This is a genomic window from Ruegeria sp. N4 (assembly GCF_056531425.1).
Genome location: NZ_JBQFLT010000014.1, coordinates 1 through 20,467 on the forward strand (window position 1 = coordinate 1; position 20,467 = coordinate 20,467).

18 protein-coding genes are annotated in these 20,467 nt (G+C 60.1%); 8 read left to right on the forward strand and 10 right to left on the reverse strand.

Features of this window, described 5'->3' with window-relative positions; translation table 11 throughout:
* Positions 1-356: 356 nt before the first annotated feature.
* Positions 357-2,558, reverse strand: coding sequence for a catalase/peroxidase HPI (gene katG / locus ACR0LW_RS18150; protein WP_480883756.1), 2,202 nt, complete (start codon positions 2,556-2,558; stop codon positions 357-359).
* Between the two features lie 415 nt (positions 2,559-2,973).
* Between katG and ACR0LW_RS18155 the strand changes: the two genes are divergently transcribed.
* Positions 2,974-4,590, forward strand: coding sequence for a GMC family oxidoreductase (locus ACR0LW_RS18155; RefSeq protein ID WP_480883758.1), 1,617 nt, complete (start codon positions 2,974-2,976; stop codon positions 4,588-4,590).
* On the opposite strand, the gene ACR0LW_RS18160 is transcribed toward ACR0LW_RS18155, so the two are convergent.
* Positions 4,584-5,429, reverse strand: a complete 846-nt coding sequence (locus ACR0LW_RS18160) for an SDR family oxidoreductase (protein ID WP_480586641.1) — start codon at positions 5,427-5,429, stop codon at positions 4,584-4,586. The two genes, ACR0LW_RS18155 and ACR0LW_RS18160, sit on opposite strands and share 7 nt — an antisense overlap.
* Positions 5,430-5,517: 88 nt before the next feature.
* Between ACR0LW_RS18160 and ACR0LW_RS18165 the strand changes: the two genes are divergently transcribed.
* Positions 5,518-6,150, forward strand: a complete 633-nt coding sequence (locus tag ACR0LW_RS18165) for a class I SAM-dependent DNA methyltransferase (protein ID WP_480586643.1) — start codon at positions 5,518-5,520, stop codon at positions 6,148-6,150.
* A 68-nt stretch (positions 6,151-6,218) separates the two neighbouring features.
* Here the strand turns inward: ACR0LW_RS18165 and ACR0LW_RS18170 are convergent, their stop codons facing one another.
* The 3 genes from ACR0LW_RS18170 to ACR0LW_RS18180 are packed head-to-tail and all read right to left on the reverse strand — an operon-like array spanning position 6,219 to position 10,167.
* Positions 6,219-6,998, reverse strand: a complete 780-nt coding sequence (locus ACR0LW_RS18170; RefSeq protein WP_480883761.1) for a carnitinyl-CoA dehydratase — start codon at positions 6,996-6,998, stop codon at positions 6,219-6,221.
* Positions 6,995-9,010, reverse strand: coding sequence for an acetate--CoA ligase family protein (locus ACR0LW_RS18175; protein WP_480883763.1), 2,016 nt, complete (start codon positions 9,008-9,010; stop codon positions 6,995-6,997). Before ACR0LW_RS18175 ends, ACR0LW_RS18170 begins: the two co-directional genes overlap by 4 nt.
* Positions 9,007-10,167, reverse strand: coding sequence for an acyl-CoA dehydrogenase family protein (locus ACR0LW_RS18180; protein ID WP_170521368.1), 1,161 nt, complete (start codon positions 10,165-10,167; stop codon positions 9,007-9,009). The genes ACR0LW_RS18175 and ACR0LW_RS18180 overlap by 4 nt, the downstream gene beginning before the upstream one ends.
* A gap of 77 nt (positions 10,168-10,244) precedes the next feature.
* On the opposite strand from ACR0LW_RS18180, the gene ACR0LW_RS18185 reads away from it, so the two are divergent.
* A complete protein-coding gene (locus tag ACR0LW_RS18185; protein ID WP_480883765.1) occupies positions 10,245-11,198 on the forward strand; it encodes a GlxA family transcriptional regulator in 954 nt (317 codons plus the stop codon).
* A 6-nt stretch (positions 11,199-11,204) separates the two neighbouring features.
* Here ACR0LW_RS18185 and ACR0LW_RS18190 read toward each other — a convergent pair whose 3' ends face one another.
* Positions 11,205-12,197 carry a sterol desaturase family protein gene (locus ACR0LW_RS18190; protein WP_170453274.1) on the reverse strand — a complete coding sequence of 331 codons (993 nt, stop codon included), beginning with the start codon at positions 12,195-12,197 and terminating at the stop codon, positions 11,205-11,207.
* A gap of 81 nt (positions 12,198-12,278) precedes the next feature.
* On the reverse strand, positions 12,279-13,034 hold the full coding sequence (locus ACR0LW_RS18195; protein WP_170453275.1) for a class II aldolase and adducin N-terminal domain-containing protein: 756 nt from the start codon (positions 13,032-13,034) through the stop codon (positions 12,279-12,281).
* A 350-nt stretch (positions 13,035-13,384) separates the two neighbouring features.
* Between ACR0LW_RS18195 and ade the strand changes: the two genes are divergently transcribed.
* From ade to ACR0LW_RS18210, 3 genes are all read left to right on the forward strand, one after another.
* Positions 13,385-15,187, forward strand: coding sequence for an adenine deaminase (gene ade / locus ACR0LW_RS18200; protein WP_480883767.1), 1,803 nt, complete (start codon positions 13,385-13,387; stop codon positions 15,185-15,187).
* Complete coding sequence (locus tag ACR0LW_RS18205; RefSeq protein WP_480883769.1) at positions 15,184-16,644, forward strand: AMP nucleosidase; 1,461 nt, start codon at positions 15,184-15,186, stop codon at positions 16,642-16,644. The genes ade and ACR0LW_RS18205 overlap by 4 nt, the downstream gene beginning before the upstream one ends.
* 130 nt (positions 16,645-16,774) lie before the next feature.
* Positions 16,775-17,062 carry an HU family DNA-binding protein gene (locus ACR0LW_RS18210; protein WP_170453278.1) on the forward strand — a complete coding sequence of 96 codons (288 nt, stop codon included), beginning with the start codon at positions 16,775-16,777 and terminating at the stop codon, positions 17,060-17,062.
* 50 nt (positions 17,063-17,112) lie between these two features.
* Here the strand turns inward: ACR0LW_RS18210 and ACR0LW_RS18215 are convergent, their stop codons facing one another.
* From ACR0LW_RS18215 to ACR0LW_RS18225, 3 genes are all read right to left on the reverse strand, one after another.
* Complete coding sequence (locus ACR0LW_RS18215) at positions 17,113-17,430, reverse strand: hypothetical protein (RefSeq protein WP_480586661.1); 318 nt, start codon at positions 17,428-17,430, stop codon at positions 17,113-17,115.
* A gap of 34 nt (positions 17,431-17,464) precedes the next feature.
* Positions 17,465-18,661 (reverse strand): BCCT family transporter, encoded by a 1,197-nt coding sequence (locus ACR0LW_RS18220; protein WP_480883926.1) that lies wholly within the window; start codon positions 18,659-18,661, stop codon positions 17,465-17,467.
* 172 nt (positions 18,662-18,833) lie between these two features.
* On the reverse strand, positions 18,834-19,355 hold the full coding sequence (locus ACR0LW_RS18225; RefSeq protein WP_480883772.1) for a glutathione peroxidase: 522 nt from the start codon (positions 19,353-19,355) through the stop codon (positions 18,834-18,836).
* A 144-nt stretch (positions 19,356-19,499) separates the two neighbouring features.
* On the opposite strand from ACR0LW_RS18225, the gene msrB reads away from it, so the two are divergent.
* The gene (gene msrB / locus ACR0LW_RS18230; protein WP_480586665.1) at positions 19,500-19,946 is read left to right on the forward strand and encodes a peptide-methionine (R)-S-oxide reductase MsrB; all 447 of its coding nucleotides are present in this window, start codon (positions 19,500-19,502) and stop codon (positions 19,944-19,946) included.
* On the forward strand, positions 19,946-20,455 hold the full coding sequence (gene msrA, locus ACR0LW_RS18235; protein WP_480586669.1) for a peptide-methionine (S)-S-oxide reductase MsrA: 510 nt from the start codon (positions 19,946-19,948) through the stop codon (positions 20,453-20,455). The genes msrB and msrA overlap by 1 nt, the downstream gene beginning before the upstream one ends.
* Positions 20,456-20,467: the final 12 nt, after the last annotated feature.

Consider the following 20,467-nt stretch of genomic DNA (forward strand, 5'->3'; position numbering starts at 1 on the left):
CCGTCTCTCCGATGCGTCTCAACCGTCTTTCCGATCCGTCAGCACCGTCTCTCCGGTGCGCCACCAGCGCCTCAGCAGCGCCGGTGAAGGGGTATTTACGGATTGGGCCCGGGACCTGCAACCCCCATTTTGAAAAAACTTCACATTTCTCGGCAGAAACTTACCAATCTTAATGAAAACAATAGGTTAGATTTAAAAATCCCGCCAACAACGGTCTTCTCCATTCCTGGAAACACGACAAGGAATGGCCATTCAGCGGAATCGTACCCAATGCTTGGTATACGCCCGAGAGTCGGGCCCACAAAAACGCCGCCCGAGTCTCCTCGGGCGGCGCAATTCCTGCGATGGGCGCGGGATTACTTCAGATCGAAGCGGTCCGCATTCATCACCTTGTTCCAGGCCGAGACAAAGTCGCAGACGAATTTGCCCTCGGCACCGGCCTGACCATAGACCTCGGCCAGCGCCCGCAGTTGCGAGTTCGAACCGAAGACCAAATCGACGCGGGTGCCGGTCCACTTGACCTCACCGTTGGCACGGTCGCGGCCTTCATAGACGCCTTTGCCCGACGGCTTCCATTCCGTGCTCATATCCAGAATGTTGGTGAAGAAGTCATTGCTGAGCGTTCCCACGCGATCCGTGAACACACCATGCGTGCTGTCGCCGAAATTGGCGCCCAGCACACGCAGACCACCGACAAGCGCCGTCATCTCGGGCGCGGACAGGTTCAGCAATTGCGCGCGGTCGACCAGCAGTTCTTCGGGCGAGACGGTGTAGTCGGCCTTCTGGTAGTTGCGGAACCCGTCTGCGATGGGCTCCATCACTGAGAAGCTGTCCACATCCGTCTGTTCCTGCGTTGCGTCGGTGCGGCCCGGGGTGAACGGAACCTCAACATCTTGACCGCCAGCCTTGGCCGCCTGTTCGACACCAACAGCACCGGCCAGAACGATGATATCCGCCAGCGAGACCTTCTTGCCACCGGATTGCGCACCGTTGAACGCCGCCTGAACACCCTCCAGTGCATCCAGCGCCTTGGACAGTTTCATCGGCTCGTTGACGTCCCAGTCTTTTTGCGGCGCAAGGCGGATACGGGCCCCATTGGCACCGCCACGCTTGTCCGACCCACGGAAGGTCGAGGCCGAGGCCCATGCGGTCGAGACCAGTTCGGACACCGACAGGCCAGTTGCCGCGATCTTGGCTTTCAGGTCGGCCACATCCGCGTCGTCAATCAGGTCGTGATCCACAGCGGGAACGTTGTCCTGCCACAGCAGCTCTTCGGCCGGGGCTTCCGGGCCGATATAGGCAGACCGCGGACCCATGTCGCGGTGGGTCAGCTTGAACCACGCACGGGCGAAGGCATCGGCGAACTGGTCCGGGTTTTCATGGAAGCGTTTCGAGATCGGACCATAGATCGGGTCCATGCGCATCGCCATGTCAGCGGTGGTCATCATGGTTTTGACCTTCTTCGACGGATCATGCGCCGCCGGGGCCATGTCTTCCTCTTTCACGCCAACCGGTTCCCAGATCCACGCGCCCGAGGGGCTTTTGGTCAGGTTCCAGTCATATCCGAACAGCAGGTCGAAATAGCCATTGTCCCACTGGATCGGGTTCGCGGTCCATGCGCCTTCGATGCCCGACGTGGTCGTGTCGTCACCCTTGCCCGAACCGAACTTGTTGATCCAGCCAAAGCCCATCTCTTCGATCGGCGCGGCTTCGGGATCTGGGCCAACCAGATCGGGATCGCCTGCGCCATGCGCCTTGCCAAAGGTGTGACCACCCGCGACCAGAGCGACGGTTTCCTCGTCATTCATCGCCATCCGGCCAAAGGTGTCGCGGATATCGCGGCCCGAGGCCAGAATGTTCGGCTCGCCATCCGGGCCTTCGGGGTTCACATAGATCAGACCCATCTGCACTGCGGCCAGCGGGTTTTCCAGATCACGCTCGCCCGAATAACGGCTGTTGGGGTTGTCGGTCGGGGCGAGCCATTCGGTCTCGGCCCCCCAATAGATGTCTTCCTCGGGCGCCCAGATGTCTTCGCGGCCACCGGCGAAACCAAAAGTCTTGCCGCCCATCGACTCGATGGCGCAGTTGCCCGCCAGAATCATCAGGTCGGCCCAGGAGATCTGGTTGCCGTATTTCTGCTTGATCGGCCACAGCAGGCGGCGCGCCTTGTCCAGGTTGCCGTTATCCGGCCAGCTGTTGAGCGGCGCAAAACGCTGGTTGCCGGTCGAGGCCCCGCCACGGCCATCCGCCGTGCGGTACGTCCCGGCGCTGTGCCACGCCATACGGATGAACAGACCACCGTAATGGCCATAATCCGCAGGCCACCAATCCTGCGAATCTGTCATCAGCGCATAGAGGTCTTCCTTCAACGCCTTCATATCCAGCTTCTGGAACTCTTCGGCATAGTTGAAATCCGCACCCAGAGGATTCGACGCGGGCGCGTGCTGATGCAGGATCGACAGGTTCAACTGGTTTGGCCACCAGTCCCGGTTCGACCGGGTCCCCGCGCCATGCATCACAGGGCATCCACCTGTTTTGGGGTTATCACTTCCGTCCATATCGATCTCCAATCCTGGCTCAGGTCTTGCGGCTTAGCGCGGTCAAAATTTACGCGACAAGATCACAGTAAGATGTCGCCGATGTCGTTTTCAATTTCCTGTCTTGGAAAACAGAACCTTGCGACAGCGTGCACCTCAATCTCTGCCATCTCGCGTCGCGCTCGGTATAGCAAAACCGCGCCATGAGAATAAGTTTTGTTTTTGGATTGTTGTGATAGATTTTTCCTATGGTGAGCCGCAGCTCGCCAGGGTTCCAACTTGACCTGGTTGTGAGCCGGGCACAGTTACCTAGTGTCAACAGTTGAAATGCTGATTGAAATTTCCCGTAAGTCGGGCACAGTCGGACCCATTCCCTTGCGTCGTTTGCCCGGACCCTTTGGCCCAGTTGGCGCAATCAATTGATAAAGGCACATAAATGGAATTTGACTACGTCATTGTAGGCGGTGGATCCGCAGGCTCGGTCTTGGCCAATCGCCTCAGCGAGGATCCCGACATAACGGTCTGCCTGCTTGAGGCCGGGGGAAAAGGGGACCATATCGGCATCCGTATGCCCGCTGCAATTGTCGCGTCTTTGCCGGGGCGTCCGAAGATCAGCAACTGGGCGTTTGAAACAGTTCCGCAACCCGGTCTGAATGGCCGCAAAGGGTACCAGCCACGCGGCAAGGCCCTGGGTGGATCCAGCGCAATTAACGCGATGCTTTATATCCGGGGCCAAAAGCAGGATTATGACGGCTGGGCCGCGCAAGGCTGCACCGGCTGGGATTGGGACAGCGTCCTGCCCTATTTCAAACGGGCCGAGAACAACGAACAGGGCGCGGATGAGATGCACGGGGACAGCGGCCCGCTGCAGGTATCACATCAGAAAGAGCCGCGCCCGGTCACACATGCCTTTTTGGAAGCCGCCGAACAACTGCAACATCGACGCATTCAGGACTTCAACCGCGGCGACAATGAAGGCGTCGGACTGTATCAGGTGACGCAGTTTCACGACCCCGCCAGGAATGGCGAGAGGTGTTCCGCTGCAGCCGCCTATGTCCATCCTGTCATGGACCGCGCGAATCTGACCGTGATCACCCACGCTCATGCCAAAGAACTGACCTTAAAGGACAAACGCGCAACCGGAGTGATCTACAAGAAGAAAGCCAAGGGCGCTGACCACTCGGTCTCGGCCAAACGCGAGGTCATTCTGTGCGCCGGTGCACTGCAGTCGCCACAGCTGTTGCAACTGTCCGGCATCGGTGCGGCGGACGAGCTGCGCCAGCACGGGATACCTGTCCGGCACGACCTGCCAGGTGTCGGCAAGAACCTGCAGGACCATCTGGATTTCATCCTGACCTATCGCAGCAAGGACACCGACAATTTCGGCATCGGCCTGATCGGCGCCGCCCGCCTTCTGGGTCACATATGGCGCTGGCGCAAAACCGGAGTGTCCATGGCTGCCACCCCCTTTGCCGAAGGGGCGGGTTTCCTGAAAACCTCAGCCGATCTGGACCGCCCCGACATCCAGCTGCATTTTGCCATCGCCATGGTCGATGATCACGCCAGAAAGCTGCATTACGGCTATGGGTACAGTTGCCATGTCTGTAAACTCCGCCCCGAAAGCCGCGGCACCGTCGGTCTGCACAGCGCCGACCCCTTTGCCGCCCCCGCCATCGACCCGAACTTTCTGTCCGACGATCGCGATCTTGAGACGCTGATCAAGGGTGCTCGCATGATGCGTCAGATCATGGACGCCCCCGCACTGGCCAAATTCCGGCACTCCGAGATGTTCGGGACCGAAACAGCCAAAACGGATGCGGATTGGGAACGCCATATTCGCGACCGCGCCGATACGATCTACCACCCGGTGGGCACTTGCAAAATGGGCGTGGACGATATGGCCGTGGTCGACCCAGAATTGCGTGTGCGTGGGGTTCAAGGGCTGCGCGTTGTCGATGCTTCGATCATGCCGACGCTGGTATCCGGCAACACCAACGCGCCAACCATTATGATCGCCGAAAAAGCGGCCGACATGATCAAGGCCGCTCAGTAAGCGTTCATCAGCGCCTCTAGCCCGACCCGGTAATTGGGGTACAGCAACCGCACCCCAAGTTCATCCTTGATGCGGTTGTTTCGCACGCGCTTGTTCTCATTGTAGAAACTGCGCGCCATCGGGGTCAGGTCCGCCTCTTCGTACGAAACGGCAGGCGGCAGGGGCAGACCCTGAAGCTCGGCGGCATAGCCGATCACGTCCTGAGGGGGCACCGGCTCGTCATCGCAGACATTGTAGACCGCGCCGGGATTGGGCGCGGCGATCGACGCCGCCAGAACCTGCGCGATGTCATCCACATGGATCCGCGAAAACACCTGCCCAGGTTTGATGATCCGCCGCAATCCACCGCGTTTGAGCTTGGAAAACGGCCCCCGTCCGGGGCCGTAGATTCCGGCCAGGCGAAAGATGTGAACGGGCAGGCCGGGAATGGCCGACCACTGCTGCTCGGCCTGCAATCGCCAACGGCCCCGTTTTGCAGTTGGGGCAGGCGGCGTGGCTTCATCCACCCAATCGCCCTGATGATCCCCATAGATTGCGGTGGTCGACAGATAACCGACCCATTCGAACTGTCCGGCCCGCGCCGCGATCTCGTCGCCCAGCGCCTTCAGAACCGGATCGCCCTCCTCGCTTGGCGCGGTCGAGATCAACATATGCGTGACCCCATCCAGATCCGGCACCTCACCGGGCCAGACCAACGGTTCTGCTCCCGACGCCCGAATTGCATCGGCACCGGCCCCATCCCGTGTCGTGCCGATCACGCGCCACCCGTCCGCCGCCAGCCTGCGCGACAACGCCTGCGCCGAATACCCATGTCCAAAGGAAAAAAGCGTCTGTGTCATACCCCCTAGATGATCCGAGCCGGTTCGGGATGCAAGCGCCGCATAGACGCACTTGATTCGAATCCCCTCATGCGCCTTTCTTTTAGGTATGAGCCAGAAAACACCCGACCTGCACACCGCCTATGCGCTGACCTCGCCCGAGGACAACAAGCGCCTTTATGCCGAATGGGCGGGCGATTATGACGACAGCTTCGCCGCGCGCGAGGATTATCAACTGCACATCCACACCGCCCGCGCCTTTGTCAGTGCCTTCGGGCAAGGCCCGGTACTGGATGTGGGCGCAGGCACCGGCCTCTGCGGTGCGATTCTGGCCGGGTTGGGTGTCGGCCCCATCGATGCCACGGATATCAGCGCCGAAATGCTGGACCAGGCCATGCGTAAGGACATTTATCGCGACGCCATCGAAGCCGACCTGAACCACGGTATCCCGGTGCCGCGCCACAGCTATTCCGGCATCGTATCCTCAGGCACCTTTACCCATGGCCACCTTGGGCCCGAGGTACTGCCCGCCCTATTGCGCGTCGCCCGCCCGGGCGCCCAGTTTGCGCTCTCGATCAACGCCAGACATTTCGAAAAACTTGGGTTCGCCGACGCGCTGCACCAGCTCGCACACGACCGCATCCGCAACCTGTCCCTGCCCGAGGTGCGCATCTACGGCGACCTCGCCGCTGGCCCCAATAAAGACGACACCGCGTTCATCGCCCTGTTCGAGCGGAGCTGATCCGCCCTTCATCTGGCCAAAAATATCCCGGGGGAGGCGCGGCGTGCCGCGACCGGGGGCAGAGCCCCCTATCGCCCTTTCCAAACCGGATCGCGCTTTTCGGCAAAGGCGCGCGCGCCTTCCAGATTGTCCTCGGACCCATACAGCACATCCACGCTGGCCAATTGCCGCCTGGTGATCCGATTCATCACGTCCTGAAACTTGGCATCCTCGGCTTCGCGCACAATCTCCTTGATCGCCGCATAAACAAGGGGTGGGCCGCTGGCCAGCAACCGGGCAAGTTCCCACGCGCGGTCCATCAACTGATCTGCGGGCACGACCTCATTGACCAGCCCCCAACGATGGGCCTCTTCCGGGTCGAACCAACGCCCTGTCAGAAGCAGTTCCATCGCGATGTGATAGGGAATGCGTTTGGGCAGCTTGACACTGGCCGCATCAGCCACCGTACCCGAGCGGATCTCGGGCAGGGCAAAGCTGGCGTTTTCCGAGGCGATGATCATGTCGGCGCTCAGCGCCAGTTCCAGGCCGCCTCCGCAGGCAATGCCATTGACTGCCGCAATCACCGGCTTGTTCATATCGCGCAGTTCCTGCAACCCGCCGAAACCGCCAACGCCGTAATCGCCATCCACCGCATCGCCGTCGGCTGCGGCCTTCAGATCCCAGCCAGGGCAAAAGAACTTCTCGCCGCCCCCGGTCAGGATCGCAACGCGCAGTTCCGGATCGTCCCGAATGTCGCGAAACACCTCGCCCATGATGCGGCTGGTGGCCAGATCGATCGCGTTGGCCTTGGGCCGGTCCAGAATGACTTCGAGAATGGCACCGTCGCGACGGGTTTTGATCGGACTCATGAACTTGCCTTTCGGATCAGCGCATCGACTGCAACCGCGCCCTCGGCGGTGCAGATCAGCGGGTTAATCTCAACTTCTTCAACTGTCGCGGCATTGGCAATGACATAGTTCTGAACGGCCTCGACCGCGTTCAGAATTGCGTCCATATTGGCAGGCGGTTTGCCCCGGTACCCGGCCAGCAGCGGCGCGCAGGCCAGTTTGCCCAGCGCCTGCTCAACCGTCGCGCGCGAGGACGGGATCAAAACCGAAACCGTATCGCGCAGAATCTCGGTCAGCACCCCTCCGGCCCCCATGGTCAGCACATAGCCATGCGCCGGGTCTCGTGTGACCCCGATCAATAGCTCGGCCACCCCGCCTGTCGCCATTTCCTCGATCAACACCGTCTGGGTGCCAATTGATTTCGCGGTCTTGGCCAGATCGCAGGGCGAAACCCCAAGACGCACCGCGTCATGTTCCGACTTATGCGCCAGCCCGACGCCCTTCACTGCAAAGGGGCCAACCAGTTCACCGGCCACGCGCCCCGCGTCCTCAGCCGCAACCACCCGGTTGCGCGGGATGGGCAAGCCAAACGCGGCCAAAGCCGACTTAGCCTCAGCCTCAGTCAGCACTTGATCAGCGAGCGCGTCCGACGGCAACAGCACCGGCTCTGACAGTTCCGGCAACGGTCGCGCCGCCGCTTCGACAGAGGACAGCGCCTCATGCAGGCCCGAGAACGGAACAACCCCACCTTCCAACAGACATTGCGCAACATGTTCGGGCATCAACTCGGGCAGGGTCGCGGTCACTGCAAAGGGTCGCCCTGTCTGCGCCACACAGTTCAGCGCTGCCTGCGTTGCGCACTCCCAATCCGTCGGATCCGTATGCGGATAATCGACAATCGCCATGGTCAGCGCCTTGTCCGCCCCGGTCATCCCGGACCAAGCACGCGTCATCGCGTCCGTGTCCCGCCAGATATAAGTGTGGTAATCCAGCGGATTGGCCAGCGCCACCATCGGACCAAGTGCGGCGCGCAGATCCCTGCGCTGCTGGTCCGTCAACGGTGGGAAATGCAGGTCACGCCCTTCGGCCATATCTGCCGCCAAACTCGCCTCGCCGCCTGAACAACTGATCGAGGCCAGCCCGTTGCCGTCCAAACGCCCGGTGACATGCAGCAGTTTGAGGCATTCCAGAAAGCTCGGGATATCGTCCAGCCGCGCGATCCCCAGACGATCCAGGAAAGCCTGCGCCCCGGCATCCCCACCCGCCAGCGACGCCGTATGCGAAATCGTGGCCGCCTGCGCGTGGTCCGAGCGGCCCATTTTCAGCGCGACAACAGGAACACCCCGGTCGCGCGCTTTTCGCGCCAAGGCTTCCCATTTCCGCAAATCGCCGAAGCCCTCGATATGGACGCCAATCGCGGTGATCCGGTCATCGTCCAAAAGGGCCGAGGCCACATCCGCCTGATGCGTCTGCGCCTGATTCCCGCAGGTCAGCATGAACGCCAAAGGCAGGGCCCGGCGCTGCATCGTCATGTTGATCGAAATGTTCGAGCTTTGGGTCAGGATCGCCACCCCGCGATCCACGGGGCGCATTCCGTGCTGATCCGGCCAGACTGCCGCGCGCTCCAACCCGTTGACGAACCCATAGCAGTTGGGCCCGAGGATCGGCATATCCCCCGCTGCCGCAACCAGCTGCGCCTGCAAATCAGCGCCCTGATCATCCTCGGCCCGCGCCTCGGTAAAGCCGGACGCAAAGCACACAGCGCCACCTGCCCCCGCCGAGGACAAAGCCGCAACGGCCGAGATCGTCGCGTGCCGGTTAATACCGATAAAGGCCACATCCGGCGGGTTGGGCAGGTCTTCGATGGTGGCAAAGGCGGGCATACCCGCCACTTGCTGCGCCTTGGGGTGAACCGGCCAGATATCCCCGGAGAAACCGAACTTTCGGGCCTGTTTGATTACTTCCGCGCACCAGGCCCCGCCGCCGATCACGGCCATGGACGCAGGGTTTAAGACACGCCCGAGTGGCCTCATGCGCCCAGCGCCCTCAGCAGGTCCCGGCTGATGATATGGCGCTGGATCTCGCTGGTGCCGTCCCAGATGCGCTCGACCCGTGCATCGCGCCAGAACCGTTCCAGCGGATAGTCATCCATCAGGCCCATCCCACCATGAACCTGTATTGCGGCGTCCGTTACCCGCGCCAGCATCTCGGATGCGTAAAGCTTGGCTGACGCAATCTCGCGATTCGCGGGCAGCCCTTTGTCCAGCCGGTCCGCCGCCGCCAGCGTCAGCAGGTCCGCCGCATCGATTTCAGTGATCATGTCGGCGATCTGGAAGGACACGCCCTGAAACTTGCCGATCTTCTGGCCGAACTGTTCGCGCGTCGCCGCGTAATCCAGCGCGTAGTCAAAGGCCCGGCGGGCGCGTCCCACGGACATGGCCGCAACGGTAATGCGCGTGGCGTAGAGCCAGGTGTTCATCACCTCGAACCCACCATCGACCTCGCCCAGAACCTGCGCGTCGGGCAGGCGGCAATCGTCGAAATCCAGCACCATGTTCTTGTAGCCGCGATGGCTGACCGACTTGTACCCGTCGCGGATCGTGAACCCCGGCGTGCCGCGATCCACCAGAAACGCGGTGATCCGCTTTTTCGGCCCTTTGGGCGTCTGATCCTCACCCGTCGCGATGAAGACGATGATGAAATCGGCGTGTTCGGCCCCCGAGATGAAGTGTTTGGTACCGTTGACCACCCAGTCCCCGCCATCGCGCACGGCGGCGCATTTCATGCCCCGCACGTCCGAGCCTGCACCGGGTTCGGTCATCGCCAGCGCATCCATCCGCTCGCCACGAACGGCGGGCATCAGGTAACGCTCGACCTGCTCGCCTTCGCAGGCCATCAGGATGTTCTGCGGACGCCCGAAGAAATGGTTCAACGCCATTGAACCGCGCCCCAGTTCACGTTCAACAAGCGCAAATTCCAGATGGTTCAGACCGGCGCATCCGACGCTTTCGGGGAAGTTGCAGGCGTAAAAGCCCAACTCGATGGTCTTGCGCTTGATTTCTTCCGCAATCTCATGCGGGACTTCGCCGGTGCGTTCGACCAGCTCTTCATGCGGGTAAATCTCGTTCTCGACAAAGCTGCGCACGGTCGAGGCGATCATCTCCTGTTCGTCGGACAGGCCATATTGCATCTGAATTCTCCACATCTGGTCGTGCGCGTATCGTGACCGGGGTTGAGAAACACCTCGTGCGAGATTAGACGTTTATCATGCAGAAATGGACTAAATCCCCCTCTGCACCGCAGCAAATCGGTGTGCTTCTGTTCGAGGGATTCTCGAACCATTGTCTGGCCAACACGGTCGAGCCGTTGCGCGCCGCCAATACGCTGTCGGGGCGCAATCTGTATCAGTGGCGGTTTCTGTCGCTGACCTCGGGGCCAGTAACCTCATCCTCGGGCCTGCAGGTGGCACCTCATGGTCCGTTGCAAACCGCCAACGGCGACACCCTGATGGTGATGCCGTCTTATGGGTTTCGCACCCATGGCAACTGGCAGACGCAGGCTGGGCTGCGATCTGCGGCCGAACGCTATGGCACGCTGGCCGGGCTGGACACCGGAAGCTGGCTGTTGGCCTTGGCGGGCCTGCTGGACGGTCACCGCGCGACGATTCATTGGGAGGAGCTGACAGGCTTCACCGAACGGTTTCCCGACATCGACACCGTGCGCGAAAGATACGTGATCGACCGCAACCGCATCACCTGTTCCGGCGCGATGGCCGCCTTTGATCTGGTTCTGCACCTGATTGGCCGGGATCAGGGGCAGGCACTGGCGCTGGAAGTGGCGCAATTGTTCATGACCCGCGATTCCGCCCGGTCGCACGAAGGCGGCGCGGGTGCGACCAGCGGCTATGTCAACAAGGCTTTGGCGCTGATGCAGGAACACTTGGAACGCCCGCTGCCGATCTCCGAAATTGCCAGCCGGGTGGGTCGGTCGCAAAAGGCGCTTTCGGTGCGGATGCAGGCCGAGTTGGGCGCCGGTCCCGCGCAGGTCTATCGGCGTCTGCGGCTGAACCTTGCCCGCAAGCTGGTGGCTGAGACGGATTTGACCATAGGTGAGATCGCCCTGCGCGCCGGATATGACGACCCCAGCGCGCTGACACGGGCATTCAAGGCCGAGTTCACCATCACCCCCCGCGCGCTGCGTCTGTCGCAGACACGGGCGTGAGTTCGGTTATCCAAACATCCGCTTTTTCCGGGCCCGCGTGTCGGCGGTTGCTTCGGGGGATCCGTCATGGAACGTCCCGAACCAACGGTCCCACGGCATTTCCTGATTGCCATAGTTACATTCGTAGTAGCGGTGGTGCAGCTGGTGATAAAACGTGCCCAGCGCCAGACGTTTTTTGTCTTTGATCAGCAACTCTTCATAGCCCGTATGGCTCATCGCGGCTCCGGCGCCCTGAAACACAATGTGGAAATACAGATGAATGGGGTGCGAGGGCACGATCCAGTGGATGCAGAGCGTCGTCAGGTAAAAGAAATGCTCGACCGGGTGCATCGACAGGCCGGACCATGGGCCGATATTGACGTTCCGGTGGTGCAGGCTGTGGACCTTCTTATACAGAAACGGCTGATGCAGCAGCCGGTGCACCCAATAGAAATGAAAGGCCGACCACATGGGGATCAGGATCAGCCACAGCACAAACCAGACCGGGTTTTCGGCGAAGGTGATGACCGGCACATATCCGTTGGCCATCAGCCACATCGTCACCACCTGAAACCCGGTCAATTGCAATACGCCTGACCCCAGAGACCAGAACATGTTGTCCTTGACCTGATCGCTGAAGCTCCACAGCGCGTTGTTTCTGCCCTGCTCTCGACGTTCAAACTTCAGCTTCTTGCCTTGCGACTTGCGGATATAGAAATACCAGTGCAGCCCGCCAGCCACCGCGAAGATCATTGCGAAGTTCACCAGCCAGATCTGAAATATCCAACCAAAGGCAAATGTTTGCGCGGTCTCAAGCGACGGATAAAAGAACGCCCACAGCGCGACCGCGAGGGCCAGCATCAATACCCGCTCGCTGAGCGTCAGCCAGTTTCTGGCCACCCAGCCCAGCAGGAAGGCCGGGCGCGGCGGCCACTGGAAAATGGATGGGTTCCGAAGCGGCAAATCCGGGTGATAGTTCCACTCTTTGCTCATGTCCTGCATCGGTGCGTTGTCCGACATGTCAGCTTTCCTTTGTCGCGCTGGTTTTCACACCCGGTCCTGCCGCCAGCGGGGATCGGGTTGGGCGGGCTGACGCCTTGATCAGGTTGCGTAGTCCGAGCCTTCGGCGTCCAGAACCGCTTTGATCTCGCGCAGATGCGCCTCGGCCTGACCGGGATAGTCATCCAGTTCCTGCGCGGTCTTTTCGGCGATCTCATCGGACAGTACGCGCAGGGGCTGGCCGGTTTGCAGCGCGCGAATATAGGTTTCGGCAGCGCGTTCGAAATAAAACAGCCGGTTGAACGTGTCCGCAGGGTCGCTGCCGATGATCAGAACACCGTGGTTGCCCATGATCATGACCTTTTTCTTCGGGTCCGACAGCATCGAGGCGCAGCGTTCCCCTTCGCTGTCAAACGCCAGCCCGCCGAATTCCTCGTCAATGACATAGCGGTTGTAGAACGTGGCGGTGTTCTGATCGATCGGCGGAAGATTGCTGTCGGCCAGCGAGGCCAGAACCGTGGCGAAGATCGAATGCACATGCATCACGCAGCGGGCATGGGCGCAATGGCGGTGGATCGAGCCGTGCAGGCCCCAGGCGGTCGGGTCCGGCGCGCCGGGCAGGCTCATCACCTTGGGGTCATTGGCATCCAGCAACAACAGGTCCGAGGCGCGGATTCGGCTGAAATGCATCTGATTGGGGTTCATCAGGAACTGCGTGCCGTCGTCATTCACCGCCAGGCTGAAATGGTTGGCCACGGCCTCGTGCATGTTCAGACGCTCGGTCCAGCGGAAAGTTGCGGCCATATCGACACGCTCGGACCAGTGGTCGATATTGGGGCGGAGATTGGCGACACTCATGGAAACGCTCCTTTGGCGGCTGATCTTGGCAAAGCCTGCCTTGCGTCGGGGTGTTTGACCAACAAATAATTTTCCCCCGTTCCATTAGTAGAACTTATGCCAGAGTTATGTTGGTTCGATTCACCCCTATTGCGTTCAGGTTCGGTTCGCACATCTATGGACGTTTGCGCCAATTGAGGTCGGCGCAAGATCGGGGCGGGGGACCTCCCGCCCATCGTCGCGGCCCCTTGCGGGGCAGCTTCTCTGGTTGGGCCGGGCAGCGCTGGCGCGCTGCGGGCGAGCCATATGATGATTTCATGATACGGGATTACCGGGGTTGCACCTGACCGCGCATTCGGGAAAGTTGAGCCATGGAATACTCACCTTTCCCAAGCTGGCCCGATGTCGCCCCTCGTTTGATTGCCGTAGCAGCCGGTCGCGAGGCGGCAGATACGGTCATTCGCGGTGGCATCTGGGTGAATGTGCACAGCCGCGAGCTGTTGCCGGAACATTCCGTCGCCATTGCCGAGGGGCGGATTGCCTTTGTCGGACCTGACGCCGGGCCCTGCATTGGCCCTGACACCCAAATCATCGAGGCGCAGGGGCGCTATATCCTGCCCGGTCTGTGTGACGGTCATATGCATATCGAATCCGGCATGCTGACCCCGGCCGAATTTGCGCGGGCCGTGATCCCGCATGGCACCACCTCAATGTTCACTGACCCGCACGAGATTGCCAATGTGCTGGGTCTGGACGGTGTGCGCATGATGCATGACGAGGCGCTGCTGCAGCCGGTGAATATCTTCACCCAGATGCCCTCTTGCGCGCCCTCGGCCCCCGGATTGGAAACGACCGGCTATGAGATCACGCCCGAGGATGTGTCGGAAGCAATGAACTGGCCGGGGATCATCGGGCTGGGTGAGATGATGAATTTCCCCGGTGTCATCCATGGTGATCCAAAGATGCTGGCCGAAATAGCAGCCACCCAGCGCGCCGGGAAAACGGTGGGCGGGCATTATGCATCGCCTGATTTAGGGCCTGATTTTGCAGCTTACGTCGCGGGTGGGCCTGCGGACGACCACGAAGGCACCTGCGAGGCTGACGCGATTGCGCGCGTGCGACAGGGGATGCGGTCGATGATGCGGCTGGGCTCGGCCTGGTATGACGTGGAAAGCCAGATCACTGCCATCACTGAAAAGGGGCTGGACCCGCGCAATTTCATTCTGTGCACGGATGACTGCCACTCGGGCACATTGGTCAATGAAGGCCACATGAACCGGGTTGTGCGCCACGCGATTGCCTGCGGCTGCGATCCTCTGGTCGCGTTGCAAATGGCAACGATCAACACCGCCAGCCATTTTGGGCTGGAGCGTGAGATCGGCTCGGCCACGCCCGGGCGGCGGGCCGACATTATCCTCAGTTCCGACCTTAGCACGCTGCCGATTGAGACGGTGATCGCCCGGGGGAACGTTGTGGCCGAGAACGGCGTCATTACCGTGGACTGCCCACATCTGAACTGGCCCGACAAGGCGCGCAACACGGTGCATCTGGGGCACAACCTGACCTCAGGCGATTTCGAAATCAAACCGCCTGCGGGCGCGAACAGGGTTCAGGCCAACGTCATCGGTGTTGTCGAGAATCAGGCCCCGACCAAAGCGCTGAAGGCAGAGCTGCCGATCATCGGCGGACTGGTCGAGGGTGAAGGCGATGTCTGCCAGATCGCATTGGTGGAACGTCACCGCGCCACGGGCGGCGTGACAAACGCCTTTGTCTCTGGCTTCGGGTACCAGGGCAAAATGGCCATGGCCTCGACCGTGGCGCATGACAGCCACCATATGATCGTCGTGGGCACCGACCGCGCTCAGATGGCCCTTGCCGCCAACCGTCTGGCCGAAGTTGGCGGCGGGATCGCCCTGTTCCGCGACGGGCAAGAGATTGCGCTGGTCGAACTGCCCATTGCCGGTTTGATGTCCGACAGCCCCGCCACGCAGGTCGCGGCGAAGGCAGAAAAGATGGTCGAGGCGATGAAAGCCTGCGGATGCCAACTGAACAACGCGTACATGCAGCACTCGCTTCTGGCGCTGGTCGTGATCCCGGAACTCAGGATATCCGACCTGGGGCTGGTGGATGCGCGGACATTTGAAAAGATAGACCTTCTGGAACCACTGGCATGACAACAATAAAAACACCTGACGCACCAAAACCGGAACAATTCACCGACCCGGACGCCGCCGTCGCGCGGCTGGAGCTGCTGTATAAGCAAGCCACCGAGTTTCTGTGCGACAGCTTTGCCTCGGCCCTGCAAAGCGGCGCGCCGTCTGAACGATTCAGAGCATATTACCCGGAAATTCGTATCAAGACGTCCTCTTACGCACAGGTCGACAGCCGGCTGAGCTTTGGTCACGTGTCCGAGCCCGGCATCCACGCAACAACCGTGACGCGGCCTGATCTGTTCCGGTCCTACCTGACGCAACAGATCGCTTTGCTGATCAAGAACCACGACCAGCCGGTGACCATCGGCGCATCGGACACCCCGATCCCGGTGCATTTCGCAGTGGCCAACAACCCCGATCTGGTGGTTCCGCATCAGGGCGCGGCCGGGTTTACCTTGCGCGACGTGTTCGACGTACCGGATTTGACCACCACCAATGACGACATCGTCAACGGCGTGCATGACCATGATGAGGTCGGCCCGCTGGCTCTGTTCACTGCCCAGCGCGTGGATTATTCGCTGGCGCGCCTGTCACATTACACGGCCACCGACCCCAGCCATTTCCAGAACCACGTTCTGTTCACCAACTACCAGTTCTACGTTTCGGAGTTCGAGAATTACGCGCGCGAACAACTGGCTGATCCGAACAGCGGCTATACCAGTTTTGTCTCGACCGGGAATGTCGAGATCACGACCGCGAACGCGACGCTGGAACAGCCGCTGAAATTGCCGCAGATGCCGACCTATCACCTGAAACGGCCTGATGGCTCGGGGATCACGCTGGTCAACATTGGGGTTGGCCCGTCGAATGCCAAAACCGCGACCGATCATATCGCTGTTCTGCGCCCCCATGCCTGGCTGATGGTCGGGCACTGCGCCGGTCTGCGCAACACGCAGGCGCTGGGGGATTTTGTTCTGGCCCATGCCTATCTGCGCGAAGACAAGGTGCTGGACGATGACCTGCCCGTCTGGGTTCCGATCCCGCCATTGGCCGAGATTCAGGTGGCGTTGGAACATGGCGTGGCCGAGGTTACCAAGCTTGAAGGGTATGAGCTGAAGCGGATCATGCGTACCGGCACCGTTGCCTCGGTCGACAACCGCAATTGGGAGTTGCGCGATCAATCCGGCCCGGTGCAACGCCTAAGCCAATCGCGCGCAATTGCGTTGGATATGGAAAGCGCGACAATCGCCGCAAACGGCTATCGCTTCCGGGTGCCCTACGGCACTTTGCTATGCGTATCGGACAAGCCGCTGCATGGGGAATTGAAGCTTCCCGGCATGGCCTCGTCCTTCTATACAACGCAGGTCAGCCGCCATCTGGCGATCGGAATACGGGCGATGGAACACCTGCGCGGTATGCCGCTAGAGCGTTTGCACAGCCGGAAATTGCGGTCTTTCGACGAAACAGCCTTCCTGTGACGCAAAAAAGCAACGAAATCCCCATATTTTTAGGGGTTTCAGCGCTACTATTCGTTGTGTTCGCCCACAATATCCCGTTACAGTTACGCGGTGAGGCCCTATTTATCGGGCACGTTAAGGAGACCAAGAAATGGCAAAGCCTATGACAAAGACTCAGCTGGTTGCTGCTCTCGCTGAGGAAATGGGAACCGACAAGAAATCCGCAAACTCCGCGCTGGAGGCCATCACCGGCCTGATCACCCGCGAAGTTTCGGCTGGCGGTGCCGTCACCCTGCCCGGCGTTGGCAAAATCTACTGCCGCGAACGCCCCGAGCGCATGGTGCGCAACCCGGCCACCGGCGAGCAGTTCAAGAAAGAAGCCGACAAGGTGGTCAAAATGACCATCGCGAAGGCACTGAAAGACAGCGTGAACGGCTGATTTCAGTCTTTACGGACAATGACGAAGGGCCACCGGTTGGGGGCCCTTTTTCAATGGAGGCTTAGCAAAACCTCCAGGTCGCGACGGCTGAGACGTTCCATCAGGGCACGCTCTTCTGCTGTTAGGCGTGCGTTTTTACGGATGTATTTCTCCAGATAGGCCGCAATGTCACTGGTGGGTCGGTAGTAGAGATCGGGATCAGATGCGCTGAGCACCTCAATCAGACGCAACAGAGTTTTCTTCTGCTTCTCTGCATCCAGATCTTTTCTGTTTTCTTCCAACATTACAAAGCTTTCCCGATTTCCCGGAGAGAAGGATAGCGCGCAGCCGCGGGCTTCCAAGCCCGGGGAAAGAAAACGGGCGCCCATCGAGGCGCCCGCTATTGGCTTCGTGTGGTTTGGATCAGTGAACCGTCTCAACCTTGTGGAAGTCCAGATCTCGGCCGTCGGGCATTGAATCGATGCTCAGCACCTCTTTGCGCTTGGTGATCAGGATATAGACCACGCAGGCCAGATAGAGGCCGACCACAACCGCGCCGATCCACTGGATCTGCAGCCACTGGCTTTGGAACAGCAGGGTCAGGATGAACAGCAAGGCGACGTTGCCCGCCACGTATGGCAGTTTTCCGAACCGTTCGACCGTCATGTTCAGGTTGTCCGTGTACAGGCGGATCAGCGAGTCCAGCGAGTTGATCACGAAGGTCACGCCCACGATCACCATGGCGATATTGGTGATGCCCGCCGTGTCGATGCCGTTCAGGTGGTAGTAGTAGAGAACGGTGAACCAGATCCCCAGCGGGATCGACGGGAAGATCAGCAGCGCCGCCAGCAATTGCCATGTGGTCAGACCACCGACAAAGCGCGAGGTGAACTGGCCGATCATGATCGACCATGCAAACCACCAGAACAGGTAGAAGGCGTGATAATCGGTCAACGGCAGGACGAACTTGTGGATATTGGCAAAATACGCGCCGATATTGCTGCCGGCTTCAAAGAACCCGGTCAGGCCCATGCCGCCTGCAATCCACATGCCGATGATCAGCGACAGGAACAGGAAGGTCGAGCCCACCGACAGGATCCGCACATATTTCAGGTCGGTCGACGAATAGGCCGCCGCTAGAATCACTACGAATACAATGACATAGAAGGTTGTCACCACGGACTGGCCATCGCCGATTTCGGGAATGTAGCCGGGCAGATAGATCAGGAACAGGCTGGCAGTGAAGGCACAGGTGCCGATGATCACCACGTTGTTGATCAGTTTGACCAGCGGGATCTCAAAGAACTTCACACGTGGTTCGATCACGCAGAAATAGAAGGCCGTCAGGAAGTAGAACGCCCAGATCAGGAAGCCCCAGAACCCGAACTCGATCGCCAGCGGGTTGGCGAAGGCGTAGGCCGGCTCTTCAGCATAGCCGCCGAACTCGGTCAGGGGGAACATGATCAGGCCAACGTCCAGCCCGGACGTGAACAGGATCGCGATAAAGGTGAACAGGTGGACGGGGGTGACGCCGACACAGCGCAGGTTCCACCATTTCACCACGAAGAAAGCGACCAGGCCCAGGGCCAGCAGGACGCCGAAAGATAGAATGTACTCCAGTAGCACTGACACACCTCCCTTATTTGGTCAGATCGCACCCTTGTATGTTTAATTGGCTGGTCAATCAACAAAAATGGACGAAATGATCGTTTCGGCCAAGTATTAGCCGATCTGATCCCGCTTTGGGATCAGAAAACGCAGTATCAGTCTGGAAGGTTCAGGGCTGAGAGGTTCAGCGCAACATGCCTTCGACCCTGGTTAGTAATTTGCGCGAATCCGGCCGGACATTCGACCCGTAGGTGGCGGCAACTTCGCCCTCAGGATCGATCAGGATCTTGTTGAAATTCCAATTGGGCACAAAGCCCGTCTGCTGGGCCACAGCCTTGTAAAACGGATGCGCATCCCCACCGGTGACCGGTGTGATATCGGTCATTGGCAGGGTCAGACCATAGTTCATCTCGCAGAACTGTTTGACATCATCTGCGGAACCCAGCTCCTGATTGAAGGAATCGGACGGAACGGCCAGCACCACCAGACCGCGCGGCGAATACGCCTCGTGCACGTCCTGCAAGGCGGCATATTGGCCGGTGAATCCGCATTGCGAGGCGGTGTTGACCACCAACACGGGCTGCCCGCGCCAATCCTCGATGGACAAAGTACCCCCATCAATCGACGCAAACTCGCCGGTTAGCGGGGCCGCCTGAACGGACCGCCCCACCAGAATCAATGCGGTCAAAAGCAGTAATCTGAGCATGGGCTGTCCTCCTTTTGTTAATAATACGCCTGAAACCGACCGGCAGATCACTTGCACGAAGCCGAGAGGCAGTTGAAATATGCCTTTGCATTTGCGGCCCCGCACCCCAAATATTGGCTCAAAGAAACAAGACCCGGAGACGCCATGACCCGTTATACCAAAGACCCCGAGGCCATTGCTGCTCTTTCCCCCGAAGAATTCCATGTAACCCAGCGCAACGGCACCGAGCGCCCGGGAACCGGCAAGTATCTGGGAAACAAAGAACCCGGCATCTATGTGGACATCGTATCGGGCGAGCCACTGTTCGCCTCGACCCATAAATACGAATCCGGTTGTGGCTGGCCCAGCTTCACCAAGCCGATCATCCACGAGCATGTGGAAGAGTTTCGCGACACCACCCACGGCATGATCCGGACCGAGGTCCGCTCGAAACATGGCGACAGCCATTTGGGGCATGTGTTCCCCGATGGCCCTCGTGAACGTGGTGGGCTACGATACTGCATCAATTCCGCCTCGCTGCGGTTCGTCCATCGCGATGAGATGGAAGACGAAGGCTATGGCGAATACCTGATTCATGTGGAGGATATCTGATGACCGAACAACGCGCCGTTCTGGCCGGAGGTTGCTTTTGGGGCATGCAGGACCTGATCCGCAAACTGCCCGGCGTGTCCCGCACCCGCGTCGGTTATACCGGCGGCGATGTGCCCAACGCCACCTATCGCAACCACGGCACCCATGCCGAAGGGATCGAGATCTGGTTCGACCCGACGCAAATCACCTATCGTGAGCTTCTGGAGTTTTTCTTTCAGATCCACGACCCGACCACACCAAACCGGCAGGGCAATGACCGCGGGATGAGCTATCGCTCGGCCATTTATTACCTGGATGATGCCCAGAAACAGGTGGCTCTGGATACGATTGCCGATGTGGACGCCAGCGGCCTGTGGCCCGGCAAGGTCGTGACCGAGGTCGAACCTGTCGGCGAGTTCTGGGAAGCCGAGCCGGAACATCAGGACTATCTGGTCCGCATTCCGCATGGCTACACATGCCATTTCCCGCGCAAGGACTGGGTCCTGCCCAAGCGCGACGCGGCTGAATAACGATCCCCCCTC